Here is a 14269-nt window from a genome sequence, read left to right as displayed (position 1 = left end):
TGACAATGCTGCCACATCTCAGTAGGAACTGATACCAAATCTGGTTGCACCGGAATTGATGTGATCTTTGCTCAATCTGCTAAAATTGTAATTTCATCCAAAGATGCGATCGCCACATCAGCTTTTTCCAAATGACTAACCTGGGCCTTTCCCCAACAAATCCCGATACAGCCAGCCGCGCCCGCATTTTTACCCATCTGAATATCGCCCGCTGAATCTCCCACCATCAAAGTTGCTGCGGGATTTACTCCGAGTTTCTCACAAGCTTGCAAAAACAATTTCGGATCGGGTTTATGAACCGTTGAATCAACTCCCATTTCTAACTGAATCCACTCGGCTAATGCGTGGTGTTTCACAAATTTTTGCACCGATTCTGTTGTAGCAGCCGAAAGAATTCCCAGTTTTAAACCCGCTTCCGAAAGATATTTTAGCACTTCCAAACTGCCGACAAATAAAGGAGACACAGCACTATTTTTAAACATTTCGTCAGCTTCATCAAAAGCGCGGCGCGCAATAGTTAAAGATTCCAGCCATCCCCTGCCGGTTTCGGCTATGTATCCCGCCGCCACAATCTCATTTTCCCTGCGACTACCGACTGCTAGCAAGCCCGTGGGGTCAATGCTGCCGCCTTCGATGCCGAAAGCCATTTGTAAAGGCTCTCCAACGCCCGGAATTTGAGCGTCTGCGAGGCGCGCTCGCTTCATCCCCAACAATCTCAAAAATTCTTGAGAATCCTCTAGAGTGCCGTCTTTGTCAAAGATTACGGCTTCGATATTTGAGAAGGTAATGCCCCGACATTTAATAGTTACCAAGAATCATAACTCCGTAATTTTTATATGGTTTTGTATAATCTCATATTGTGCTATTTTTAGCAATTGTTTTTAGCGCAACATAACTCTCTTGTCCCCGCCTTATTAAGGGGCTAGGGGGATCTGGCCTTAACTATTACGAGATGCCCGATCCTACTCTTGTCCCCCCCTTAAGAAGGGGGGCTAGGGGGGATCTGGCCTTAACTACTACGAGATGCCCGATCGTACTCTTGTCCCTTATTAAGGGGAGTGCCAGGGATATCTGGCCCTAAGAATGACGATCGCACGCACCCAACAACTCCTCACAAACTCCCTCAAAACACTGCAACACATCAACATTCGTAAACCTGACAACTTGCAGTCCATACCCCTCGAAAATCCCTGTTCTTTCCGCATCAAATTGTTTCCCCTGTTCGGTAAAATGACTCTCGCCATCAACCTCAATTACCAATCTTAAAGCAGCACAATAAAAATCTACAATAAAATTGTCTATCGGGATCTGTCTCAAAACTCGAAAAGGGAAATTTCTCAGAAAATCTTCCCAAAGTTTCTTTTCGGCTGGAGTTGGATTTTTCCGAAGTTTCTTGGCGATAGGAATGAGTTTTGGGTTGTAAGGTAGGTGGAAATTGGAGTCGTTTAATTTGGTCATCATCCTCCTAATCTCCATCCGGAGATCCCCCCTAACCCCCCTTAAGAAGGGGGGGACATGAAGCACTCAAAGTCCCCCTTCTTAAGGGGGATTTAGGGGGATCTCCGGGGGACAAGAATTTAACTGCCTAATCTAATCTCAAACATCATAAATCAAAACTCCAAATTAATTAAAATCTTCCTGCTAAATTGGCAACCGTTAATGCTAGTTGAACTGGCTGGACAGGCTTGGCAATATGCGCTTGAAAACCAGCTTCGATCGCCCTTTTCCGTTCTTTATCGCTCGCATAAGCAGTCAGCGCGACGGCTGGGATTTCTCCTCCGGCTTCTGCAGCAAGGGTTCGCACTTCTCGAATTAAGAAATACCCATCTTTTTCTGGCATTCCGAGATCGGAGATTAGCACGTCATATCTGCCGGGATTCTCTGTCATAGCATCGATCGCACTTTTGGCAGATGCAACCGTCAAAACCTCAGCCCCGTAGCTTGTGAGTACAAATTCTACGAGCTCCCGGGTATCGAGCTGATCGTCCACAACTAAGATGTGTAAGCCTTCGAGAGAGGGCACGATATCCTTTGAGGCGTTTAAATGCCCTACCAAAACATTTGACTTTAAATTGAGCGGCGATGTCAACTCGACAGGCAACGATCGCAACGGCAATCTCAGAGTCATTGTAGTTCCTTGTCCTTCACCCGGACTCTCCGCTTGCACGGTTCCCCCGTGCAATTCTACCAGATGACGCACGATCGACAAACCCAATCCTAGCCCTTGATTAGCCTTAGTGCTGCTGGAATCGCCTTGATGGAAACGATCGAAAATATAAGGCAAAGATTCGGGCAGAATGCCTTTTCCCGTGTCGGTGACTCGAACTTCAGCATAATTCTCGATCGCCGACAGCGTTACTTCCACTCCTCCCCCCGCCGGAGTAAACTTAATTGCATTAGACAGAAGATTCCACACAACTTGTTGCAATCTATCAGCATCGCCTAAAACAGTTGCAGAACTCAACTGCGAAACAAGTTTAATATTTTTAGCATCCGCTGATAATTGAACCCCATCCAGCGCAGCTTGCACCACCAAAACCAGATCGATCAAATTGGTATTAAGAGCGAGCTTGCCACTCGTAATCCTGGCAATATCCAGGATATCTTCGATTAACTGAGATTGCGTCCTCGCGCTCCGTTCGATCACCTCTAGAGCGCGATTAGCGGCTGCTTCCTTAAGCTGGCCGGAGCGCAGGATTTGTGCCCATCCCAGGATAGGAGTCAGGGGATTGCGGAGTTCGTGGGAGAGATTTGCGAGAAATTCATCTTTAGCACGGTTGGCGGTTTCTGCTTGTTGGCGGGCCAATTGTTCCTGCTCCAATAACTGCGATCGTACTGTCTCAAACTGCTTGCGCTGCGTGATATCCTCGATCGACAACAAAATCATTAAAGCTTGATCTTCTCGTTCAAGTTTACAAGCATTCAGCAGCATGGTTTTCTGCCCGATCTGCTCAAACAGGTGATCCAACTCAAAGTTTTCAAGCTGAACATCACTCACCAGAATATCTTCCAATATCCATCGCAATTGCGGGATATTCCACTGCCCATTTCCCAATTCAAACAGCGAAGATTGCGCTGTTTCTGGGGATGAAACTTTAAACGTTTCATAGAACGATCGATTTGCTTTATTCACTCGGAAATTAGCATCTAGCGCGACTAAAGGCGTTTGCACAGTTTCCACAATGGTTTCAGCATAATTTCGGGCCTCCTCCAAGGTTCTGGCACTGCGTTTAAGAGCATCAATATCGAGCAAAACCATCACCACACCGTCAATCTGGTTTTCCGTTGTCCGGTAAGGACGAATGCGGAGGTTGTACCAATATCCCGATAAAGTTTGAACTTCTTGTTCTTTCGTCTGGAGAGTATCAATCACCTCCAAAATCATCTGTTCCAAGTCAGGAACGTTCAGAGTTGAGCGGATGTCGCTAAAGGGTCGTCCAACATCTGTGGGAATCACACTAAAAATTTGCTGTGCCGTTGGCGTAAAGCGTCGAATCTGTAAATTGTTTGTCAGCATTAAGATAGGAATATTGATACTGGAAAGCAAATTTATCAGATCGTTATTCACGAGGCTTTGTTCAATATTTCGGCTGCGAAGTTCCTCGTTAGTGGTAGTGAGTTCCTCGTTAGTGGCTTGAATCTCTTCTTTGGCCGTTTCTAACTCCTCGTTGGTGCTTTGCAACTCCTCGTTGCTCGATAGGACTTCTTCGTTGGCAACTTTGAGGTCTTGGTTGAGATTTTCGTGTTCCTGGATCACCGCTTGCAGTTGCGCTTGAACCGCAGTTTTGTCTTGGTAAGCGGTTGCAAGTGCCTGCCTCACCAGCTCAATTTCGCGTACTAAATCAGCTTGCTCGAAGCTTTCACAAGGGAGAGTGCTGAAGTTAAGCACCGGGGGTGAAGCCTCTTCAAATAACACCAAAAAGTAGCGTCCTTCGACCGCCTGTGGATGGAACGGAATCACCTCAAAATTGACGATACTCGATCCTCGGCCCGATTCAACAAGCGATACCTCTTCTTTCCTAACGGTCACGTTCTCCGTTTGTGCCTGATAAATGGCGGTGCGAAGCTCAACTAGCAAGCCTTCCCTTGCCATTGTCAGCAAGTTTAAGTCGGGCGTTCCGAAGGCCAGTCTCAAGTAAGGATTGATGTCTCCCCGCACTTGCAGGATGTTCATGATCTCGTTGACAACCACACCTGCTAGGGCATAGCGATTCAAAATCAGTTGGTCTGTTTCTCGCTGTAAATCAAAGCTATTTGTCAAATTTTCCTTCACTCCCTGCCCTTCACGTGCTTTAGCGACGGGATAGGAACTCGGCGTAAACGAAAAAGTGGGACGACTCGCCGTCAACTTTTTGGCATAAATTTTAGACTTTTTATCAACTGAAGTAAACAAGTATGAGAATTTTCCGGTACTCTCAGAACTGCCTAACAAGAGAAAGCCATTTGGGTTAAGACTGTAATGAAAAACGGGCATCACTTTTTTTTGCAATGACTCTCCCAAGTAGATCAGCACATTGCGACAGCTAACTAAATCGAGATTGGAAAAAGGCGGGTCGCTACCTAAGTCTTGTCGGGCAAATACACACTTTTCGCGGACTGCCTTGCTGATTCTATAGCTACCTCCTTCTTGGGCAATAAAGAAGCGAGTACGTCGATCTGGTGAAACATCTACCATCTGGTTTTCTGAGTAGACGCCAGACCTCGCTTTGCCGATCGCCTGTTCGCTAATGTCTGTGGCAAAAATCTGGATCGGTGGCTGGATGACTCGATCGCTCAAAAACTCTAACAAGCAGATGGTGATCGAATAAACTTCTTCACCTGTCGAACATCCCGCCACCCAAATCCGAATCGGAGTTTCGGCCGATTTATTTTGGGTAATCGTGGGGAAAACCAGTTCTTTTAACTTTTCAAAGGCTTCGGGGTCGCGGAAGAAACTGGTAACGTGGATCAGGATTTCTTCATACAAAGCTGTGACTTCAGCCGAATTGTCTCGAAGATGTTGGGCGTAATCATCCAAGCTTTCCAACTTGTACAACACCATCCGTCGCTGGATGCGTCGAGCGATCGTAGTGGGTTTGTAGTGGGTAAAATCTACGCCTGTGTTCGATTTCAGCAGCGCAAAAATAGTTGCCAGGGCATCTCCCTGTTCGGGCGATTCCTCAAGTTTTGTCAGGGGAAGCGGGCCAGTGAGAAGCGGACTGTGACTATAGTTTCCCAGTTCCTCAGCAATTTTTTCCGGCGGCAGAACAAAATCGACATTCCCTGTGGCAACAGCGGTATTCGGCATACTATCGAATTTTGCTGTGTCTTGACATTGAGCAAAAGTCATGCCTCCGGCTGCTTTGATTGCCTTGAGCCCCAGTGAACCGTCTCCGTCTCCCCCGGATAATACTACGGCAATTGCTTTGTGTCCGCGATCGATCGCCAATGAGGTAAAAAAGGCATCTCCCGGCATATATTTGCCATAAATCTTCTCGCGCGGGGATAGTTGCAGCACGCCTTTACACAGCACCATCTTGGTGTTGGGCGGAATAACGTAGACTTGATTCGGCTCTACAGCCATGCCGTCTTTTACCTCATTAACAGGCATTTGCGTCGTTCTCGCCAGAATCTCGCTCAGCAGACTTTTGTGATCGGGCGCTAAATGCTGAATCAGCACAAACGCCATACCCGTATCGGTGGGTAAATGGCTCAGTAACCCCGTGAATGCTTCCAGCCCGCCTGCTGAGGCGGCAATCCCAACAATGGGAAAGGGGGCATCGGTTTCGGCTAATTGTTGGCTGTCGAGGGCGGCTGGTGCGATCGATTCTGGTGTATTTTCTGGAGATAATTCAGGAGAAGTCATGATGGGAAGTCCTCGACTTCAGTTATTTACTAGCAAACATATTTGGTAAGCGTGCTGCTAAGTAATTCGGACTATGTTTATTAGAGCTTATTTTGCCTTGCGATCGCAAGTCGCTTGAGAATGAGATGTGGCTTTTAAGTAGGGACACGGCACCGTGCCCATTCGTGTCAACTTAAGCCTAAAGCCCATGAGGACTATCGCTTTTGTTCTAGTCCAGATCCCCCACGCATCCCGCGAATCGTTGCGGGGACTTTGAGTGCTTCATGTCCCCCCCTTCTTAAGGGGGGTTAGGGGGGATCTAGACTTTGATACAAACAAGAGAGACAGTCAACTTAACCTCAAAAGTAGTATCAGTATATCGTCTACCGATTAGGCCCTGATCCCCCCTAGCCAACCCCTACTCCCCTTAAGAAGGGGGGAACCGGAAATGGATCAAAGTCAACCCCTACTCCCCTTCTTAAGGGGGATTTAGGGGGATCTAGACTTGGCATAAAACCCAGATTTCTCAAGGCTTTCGGCTTAAATTGACACGACGAAAGACAATGCCATGTCCCTCCCCGTTATCTGTTGCGGATATCGCAGCGAAAGGCTAGCAATAACCAGGTATATTTATTTACCTTACCTACTTAACTTTTTTCAGCGACCCCGCCCGCAGACAGCGCGATTACAGATTCCGTATTAATTCTAGCAGTAAAAGCGACTTGTGCGCCTTGTATTCCCTTTAAATCTTCAACTCGTTTGTGAATTTCGGACACTCCAGCAGTTTTTAATGCACTTAAAAATGCTTGGTCGTTGTAAACATCTTCGGAAAACGAAACTTCGTCACTTTTAGAAAGATTTTGAAGGCGGGCGGCTTTGTTGACTGTCGAGCCAAAGTAGTCGATCGAATTATTGAGATTTACGAGCAAAGCCGTACCTCGGTGAATGCCAATTCTGACTTGAATCCACTCTGCTTGTTGGCGAGTTGAGTTGTATTCTCTGAAAGAGGCTACAGCACCAGCGGCCGCCATAATTGCTTGTTCGTTGCTGATAAAGGAAGCCATCACGGCATCGCCGATGGTTTTAATGACTTTACCGCCAAATTTCTCGATCGACTCAAAGAAAATTTCAAAATGATCGCGCACAATATTGTAAGCTTTAGTATCTCCCAGCGTTTCGTACATTCTGGTAGAACCGGTAATATCGGTAAACATAATAGTAATCGCCCGAATCTTGACTCGCTCTCTTTCCGATATTACTTGATCGCCGAACAAACGCTTATAATCCGGGTGATGAAGCAGTTGAATTCCTGACAGCCGCAGGGGCAGTTGTTCTAATGTCAATTCCTGGGGCAATTCCTCTGTATGCAAAATCAGCCCGGACAAATTGTGATCGTTATTAGTTAATTCTATCTTAACTTTTCCCGGACGCACGGTCAGATCTGTTTTGTCAAAATCTTTGCCGGCTAACTGCTTGAGTTTAATTTCTTGTAAGTCTTCTGTTTCTTCGCCTTCAACCTTTAAAATCCCTTTAGCTAAAGTTAGGGGACAGCAGTACCGATATCGACCTTTTTCTAAGGTGACAGTCTCGGATTCGGTGCAGTATAAAGGCGTTATCAGTTGCAGTTTGTTTTGCAGTACAGGAGGGGGAGCGCAGGCAGGGCGCAATTGCGGGTCTTCGATTTCTTTGTTCAGGGAAAAAGTAACTTCGACGCGATCGAGCAAATCAATTTTAAACTCGCGCTCGCACATCGGGCACAAAGACATTTCTGATGTGTCTGCCAAATCCTTAAATTCTTCTGTAATCATGTCGCAGTGGGGACAGTGAATATCCCAGTGCAAGTCGAAGGCGCCAGCTTTTACTCCGTGCAGAAATTCCGAAGTAATTCTTTTAACATTCTTGACAGTACCGCCTGCTAGGTAGTAAGGGTTAATCCGCAATCTCTGCAAAATGTGGGAACCGATTAACCAGTTTTCGATTTGGTCGATCGTTCCTTTGCTACAATTGGGACGTTTTTTTAGCTGTTCTAATTTTTCTTTTAATAGTTCGATGTTCATGATCTACTTGCCTTTGAGCGTCAGGGCAAGAAATTTATAAGCATTATGTTGTGTAATTTGCTCGTCTGGCTTGTTCTTGCCTGAGAATTCTGATGACTTTGCACTTGTGCGGATGTCCCTGATATTTATAAATCTTAACAAATTAGCACCATGAAGGTCATGCCTATTTAGGCAGATTGATCGCGCTGTCACTTGTTTTAATCCAAAGTGCGATCGCTGCATCGGTCTACAGAAATATCTTAAATCTCGGTAATCGGGAATTGGGAATTGGGAATTGGGAATGGGGAATTGGGAATTATCAACCAATAAGGTTCACTTAAGACAGATCCCCCTAACCCCCCTTAAAAGGCTACGGTGTACACACAAGTCATGAGATCCCTTAAAAAGGGGGGAACCGGAGTCAAAGTCCCCCTTTTTAAGGGGGATTTAGGGGGATCTCCGAGGATTTTGGTTCTACACAGAGATGTGTGTACACGGTAGCTTAATAAGGGGGGGACAAGATTCCGATCAAAGTCCCCCTTCTTAAGGGGGATTTAGGGGGATCGAGATATGTGCAACTTCACATTAAATTGGTATAAAGTCCTCACTACGAACCTAAAGATTGTCCAATCCAACTCAGATAAGCATCGCTACCAGCGATAATAGGAATAGCAATAATTTCGGGAACTTCATAGGAATGGAGTTCCTGAACTTTTGTTTTTAAAGCCTCAAATTTAGCCATATCAGTTTTAATCACCAACTGCCACTCTGACTCGGAATGAATCTCGCCTTGCCAACTATAAATCGAGCGAATTGGCGACAAACTCACACAAGCAGCCAGCTTATGTTCAACTAGAGATTTAGCGAGATTCTCCGCCTCCGCCTCCGATGCCGCAGTTACCAGCACCACCCCAAAATTAACAGTCATAACGATTTTAGATTTGAGATTAAAGAATTGATTTCAACAGAAAACCTTGAGCGTAATTCTTTGTAGCTACAGGGCAATGCCTTGTCAGGCGCGGATATCTGCTTTGAGCAAAGCCCCAAATGTACAATAGACTTCAATTACATTCATTCGATCGCCATAACAGGAAATTATCTGCGTTTATCTGCGTATATCTCCTGGCATCTGCGGTTGAGATCTCAATCAAAGATTTATGCAATTCAAGTCTAATTTAAATGCACAACAGCTTATTAATTTTTACTTGTCATTGATTGACAAGCAACAATTACCAATTCCCAATTACCCATTTTTAATTTCCGAAACTTCCCAAGAATTGACTTGGCACGCCCCAGCTAAAGAAAAATAGCGCCTAGTAGATTCCGGCAAAATAGCTCCCGCCAACAAAGCATTATCTAAATTTGCTCCTATTAAAGTCGCCTCGCTCAAATCTGCTGCCATCAAATCAGCTTGACACAGCTTTGCCCAATTCAGATTTGCCCCTCTCAAACAACTTCCCCTCAACTTAGCCCCAGTTAAGTTGGCACCAGCCAATTTAACGCCCCGTAACTGAGCCGCACTGAAATTTGCTCCCGCCAAATTCGAGCCTTCCAAATTAGCTCCAATTAGTTTAGCTTCGCTCACATTAACGCCGCTCAAATCTACACCGCAGAGATTCACCCCTGTCAACTGCGCTCGCCGCAGACTGACTCCGGTTAATTGAGCTCCAAAAAGTTTTGCACTGTTGAGGCTTGCACCGTAAAGGTTGGCCCACTTAAAATTAGCTGCCGTCAGATTCGCGCCCAGCAAGTTAACTAATTGCAAGTCGGCGCTGCACAAATTGGCATTCCACAACACAGCACCCCGCAGGTTTGCGCCGGTTAAAGTTGCGCCGCTTAACTTTACCCTCGGCAATTTTGCTTTTACCAAAAAAGCTCCGCTGAGATTGGCTTTTGTCAAATCTGCACCCGAAAGTTGGGTTTCGCCCATTTTGGCAAAAGTCAGATTTGTTCTTTGCATCTGTGCATCTTTGAGCGTTGCTTTGGTGAGAAATGCCCTGCTGAGGTTAGCCCCGGAAAGATTAGCTCGGGAAAGGTTGACTCCGATTAAGATGGCTCCGCTGAGGTTTGCACCGCGCAAATCGGCTCCAGCAAAGTCTCTTTGTCCTTTTTCGTAATTGTTGAGCAGTTCACTAACTTCCATAGGGCATGATACCTTCTGTGATTGTGGGGTTTCGATCCAGAAATCTTTACTGTTAAGGTTGTTTCAGAAAGGAAACTGTTTCAGAAAGGAAACTGTTTTAGCGTTTGCCTCAAACGGTAAAAATTTCATTAACATCACTTTTTGTTTAAAGGCGATCTCTTAATAAAGATTTTATATCTTGTTCACGGTAGAGATCGCCCTTTCGGTACTTTTGACTTAAAAGTTAATGTTTCTTGACATAGATAGTCATTGCTTAACGATCGACCGTAATTCGCAAATTCAGGCGCACCGTACCCTGGAACCCTGCCGGCGGTTGCCAGGACATCAAGGCTTTCTTGAGAGTCTCTAGGGCATCTGTTGCTTGCAGCGTCGAGGTTTGAGAGTCGTTAGCGAAGCCCGCCCCTACGGGGGCTGCGCCAACGAAGAGGATCGCCACTTTCTGTACGATGCCGTTTTGTACCGACAACTCCCACACCGTCTCGCCGCTAACCCCCGCCGGGAGATTAACAGATTGCAAGTATTGAGTCAGAGCAGCGCGACTCGCGGCATCCAAGCCTTGGGCACTAATTACTTGCAAACGAGAAGCCTTTGGCTTCTGCGCTCGTGGTTCGCTGGAAGGGGCTTGTTCCGCGAGAGTAGGAGCTGGACTCACCGGTAGCGGGCTCCGAGTCGGGGTCATACTGCGAACCCTGCCCCTAGTTTGCTCGCCCTTCTCCGCATCAAAAATACCTTCATAGCTGACACCCTGCGGCAATTCTACAGGCACTTGCACGCGACGGCGCGATCCATCTGGATCGACTCGCACTTCTTCGCTCACCGCCACCAAAGCCGTGTATTCCGATAGCAAGTGATAAGTCAGAGCAGTATTAGTCACAGATTCCACCAGAGATTTAGTCTCGCCGCCAAACATTTGATTCATTAAACTCTTAATGCGCGATCGCCCCCAAAGTTGAGCTACCGCCGCATTGCCAAAATCCGTAGTGCCTGCTGCGACTGAAGTTGACTCCCGCTGCCGCCCGCCGGATTGAGCAAAATTAACAGGTAAAACTTGGTCGTAAGCTTTGCCACCCGCCAGAGTGCCGCGGATGCGAAGTTGGCCGTTAGCCCGATCGCCCTTTTTGCCAAACAAAACCAGCGGCGCGCTTGCAAACAAGTCTGGGGGTGCGATCGGATAAATCTCCGGTTTTTCCCCCATTCCTTCCCAACTAACTTGAATATTAGTCAATACCGGATTGTTAATTTGGCGGAAAAACTTTTCAGCAGCCGGTGCTGACGGTTCATCTTGACGAACTACTTGAGACGTGCCTCTTCCCACTTCTGCCAAACGGTTGAGCAAAAACCGATTCACCGAACTGCCGACACCAAAACTATAAAGTCGATTTCCCGGTTTCAGACTCTGCTGCACCTGGGCCAGCACTTCATTTTCATTACCAATATAACCATCGGTAATCAGTACAATACTCCGCAGCGTTCCTGTTCTTGTCGCCGGAAACTTCATCACAGTTTGAATGCCGTTGAGCAGTTCTGTGCCGCCGTTAGCCTGCAAAGCGTCGATATACTTAATGGCTCTTTGTCGATTAGCTTCTGTATTCGCTAAAGGAGTTGTTGAAAGCGCTTTTGCAGTGTTGGCAAAATCAATAATAGTAAAAGTATCCTTGGGATTGAGCCCTTGAATGAAGCGACGCATCAACTCCTTAGATTTTGCCAGCGGTTCGCCCTGCTGAGAACCGGAAGTATCCATCAAAAATACGACATCTTTCGGTACAATTTCATTAGTTTTGTAGTTGAAGGCGGGAATTAAATAAGTAGCAAAATGACCGCCCCGCTGGTCGGATTGAGTCAGGACTGTTGCTTGAGTATTTTCGCCTGCTACTCGATAGCGCAGAATTAAATCTTTATTGGGAATTGTGTCAGATTCAGCTAGTTTGACGCGAACAATATTGCCGCTGCGGTCAGTGGTAATTTGATGGGAAGTAGAGCGGACATTGCCGATCGCCACTCCGGCATCTATTTCTACTGAAATAGCGATATCGTGACCCGATCGCGTTCCGGGAGTCAAAACAGGCGGGTTAATGCGATCGGCATCGGTCGTATTTTGCGAAACGTAGCGCGGCCCAACCACTGTGGGAAACACAAATTCGTAATCGCCACCGGCAAACTTGAGACTTTCGGTGTAGCGAATCGTAACTTCAATTTTTTCTCCCGGTTTGATATTAGCCAGAGACTGAGTAAAAATATTAGATCGTTCTTGTTCCAACAAACCCGCAGTCCGGCCTTGTTGGCGAGCTTTTTGGTAAATTTCCAAAGCTTCATCGCGCCGTTTGATATCACCTTTAATAATGCGATCGCCGATTTTAATTTCCATGTCGTCCACCGCCGCTTCGTCGGGCAGGGGAAAGACATAAACAGCTTCTAAAGATTCGGGAAAAGGATTTTCAAACTTCTGAACAACTTCGACGCGGGAGATGTTGCCGGCAATTTTGGCTTTAACTTCAGTTTTTTTGAGAAGAAAAACTTGTTCTGTGGCTGTATCTTGAGTTTTGACGAACAAACCGCCGACAGGACAGCGAGTTTCGGGCGATCGCGCCCCGTTGCAATTAACATCGTTACTAGCGAGGATTTTCGGCGACAGAGACAAATAATGTTCCCCAGGAGCATTGGCCCGGGCCGCATTGGGAGCGAGCCACGCGCCACACTCGTTAGCGAAGCCCTCGAAGAGGATCGCCGCGAGCAATGCGATACCAGCAGAAAGCAATTGTTGAGGGGATATAACGCAGACAAACTTCATAGCTGTTTTTTTTAGCAGACTTGAGGTGCTTTCTTTACCATGACTTTACGCTTCGCGAAACGTTCCTGAGTTAGCTGTTGGGGAAACATGACAACCAGACCTGGGTGGATTTTAGATTAAAGATTAAAGAAATGACTCCCTAGGCGCGGGCTGGGGACTGGCATTTGTATTGAGGTCGGTTTGGGCGATCGACCGCGAAGCCAATGCTGAATATTGTATGATAGTGAGATAGCTTAAATAATTCTCACATCAACCTCTAAACCTCTAATAAATTAAAAATGTCATGAGTTTTATTAACCCCAAAACCGACTTTGCTTTTAAAAAAATATTCGGCTCGGATGACAGTAAAAACATTTTAATTAGTTTCTTAAATGCTCTGCTCTACGAAGCACAGCCAGTCATCGAAGATTTAGAAATTATCGATCCCTATTTAGCTCCAAACATTAAAGGTATCAAAGACACTTACCTGGATGTAAAAGCCAAAATTAATGGTGACAAAACTGTGATCATTGAAATGCAGGTTTTGAATGTAGAATACTTTCAGCAGCGGGTTTTGTATAATGCAACTAAAACATATTCAATGCAGCTAAGCACAGGAAGTGGCTACAGCAAGTTAAACCCTGTGATTGCTCTGACGATTACAGATTTTAAAATGTTTGAGAACATGGACACAGTGATTTCGCACTTTATCTTCAAAGAAAAGACATTTTTAGTAGATTATCTAGCAGATCAATTTGAGATGGTGTTTGTGGAGTTACCAAAATTCAACAAGGAACTAGATGAATTAGAAACCTTGACAGATAAGTGGATATACTTCATGAAAACAGCTCAAGCTTTACAGGCTGTTCCAGAAGAATTGGGAAATGTAGAGGAATTGAAACAGGCTTTTAAAATTGCCAGTACAGCAAATCTAAATGCTCAGGAACTAGATGAGTTAGATAAGCGAGAAATGTTCATTCAAGACCAGCGTGGCTCCATTAGTCTAGCTACCAAAATAGCCCTTGCAGAAGGTATCGAACAAGGCATCGAGCAAGGCATCGAGCAAGGCATCGAGCAAGGCATCGAGCAAGGCATCGAGCAAGGCATCGAGCAAGGCATCAAACGAGGACAGTTACAATTAGTTGTTCGTTTATTGGAGCGCCGTGTCGGGCCGCTGTCGTCGGAGATTCAAGCTCGCATCAGTCAGTTATCCGCTGAGCAATTAGAGAATTTAGGAGAGGCTGTTTTAGATTTGGCGAGTATGTCAGATTTGACCGATCGCTTGCAGGCATATTTTTCCTGAAGGTAAAAAAGGGTTGGTCTCTTGCGGGCCCTTCGTCTGCTCCAAAAGCGAAGTATGGAACAAGCAAGAGTTTTGATACTCCCCAGGGCTGAAGCCACGGGGATTCTTGAATTAATCCAAAAACTCTCAAAGGTGTTATCAAGTCACCTCTAGACGCTCAAAACAACTACCAGTACAAAAGGTATTGCAATTGCGC

8 protein-coding genes are annotated in these 14269 nt (G+C 46.0%); 1 reads left to right on the top strand and 7 read right to left on the bottom strand.

What is annotated here, in order from left to right; genetic code table 11:
- Nucleotides 1-71: 71 nt before the first annotated feature.
- The 7 genes from QUA58_RS15840 to QUA58_RS15810 all read right to left on the bottom strand — a co-directional run bounded on the left by QUA58_RS15840 (nucleotide 72) and on the right by QUA58_RS15810 (nucleotide 12791).
- Entirely contained in the window at nucleotides 72-812 is a 741-nt protein-coding gene (locus QUA58_RS15840) for an HAD family hydrolase (RefSeq protein WP_333394784.1), read from the bottom strand.
- A 265-nt stretch (nucleotides 813-1077) separates the two neighbouring features.
- Nucleotides 1078-1461 carry an endonuclease domain-containing protein gene (locus QUA58_RS15835; RefSeq protein WP_333394783.1) on the bottom strand — a complete coding sequence of 128 codons (384 nt, stop codon included), beginning with the start codon at nucleotides 1459-1461 and terminating at the stop codon, nucleotides 1078-1080.
- Between the two features lie 166 nt (nucleotides 1462-1627).
- Nucleotides 1628-5845 (bottom strand): chemotaxis protein CheB, encoded by a 4218-nt coding sequence (locus QUA58_RS15830; RefSeq protein ID WP_333394781.1) that lies wholly within the window; start codon nucleotides 5843-5845, stop codon nucleotides 1628-1630.
- Between the two features lie 626 nt (nucleotides 5846-6471).
- Entirely contained in the window at nucleotides 6472-7881 is a 1410-nt protein-coding gene (locus tag QUA58_RS15825; RefSeq protein WP_333394779.1) for an adenylate/guanylate cyclase domain-containing protein, read from the bottom strand.
- Nucleotides 7882-8467: 586 nt separating this feature from the next.
- The gene (gene cutA / locus QUA58_RS15820) at nucleotides 8468-8788 is read right to left on the bottom strand and encodes a divalent-cation tolerance protein CutA (protein WP_333253185.1); all 321 of its coding nucleotides are present in this window, start codon (nucleotides 8786-8788) and stop codon (nucleotides 8468-8470) included.
- Nucleotides 8789-9103: 315 nt separating this feature from the next.
- Nucleotides 9104-10003, bottom strand: coding sequence for a pentapeptide repeat-containing protein (locus QUA58_RS15815; RefSeq protein ID WP_333394778.1), 900 nt, complete (start codon nucleotides 10001-10003; stop codon nucleotides 9104-9106).
- A gap of 253 nt (nucleotides 10004-10256) precedes the next feature.
- Complete coding sequence (locus tag QUA58_RS15810) at nucleotides 10257-12791, bottom strand: VIT domain-containing protein (RefSeq protein WP_333394776.1); 2535 nt, start codon at nucleotides 12789-12791, stop codon at nucleotides 10257-10259.
- 283 nt (nucleotides 12792-13074) lie between these two features.
- On the opposite strand from QUA58_RS15810, the gene QUA58_RS15805 reads away from it, so the two are divergent.
- A complete protein-coding gene (locus tag QUA58_RS15805) occupies nucleotides 13075-14073 on the top strand; it encodes an Rpn family recombination-promoting nuclease/putative transposase (RefSeq protein ID WP_333394775.1) in 999 nt (332 codons plus the stop codon).
- The last annotated feature ends 196 nt before the right edge of the window (nucleotides 14074-14269 follow it).

The organism is Microcoleus sp. N9_A1, from assembly GCF_036701795.1.
GTDB lineage: Bacteria > Cyanobacteriota > Cyanobacteriia > Cyanobacteriales > Microcoleaceae > Microcoleus.
The sequence above is the reverse complement of the archived record's forward strand: the minus strand, read 5'-3'. Positions and strand labels throughout refer to the sequence as shown.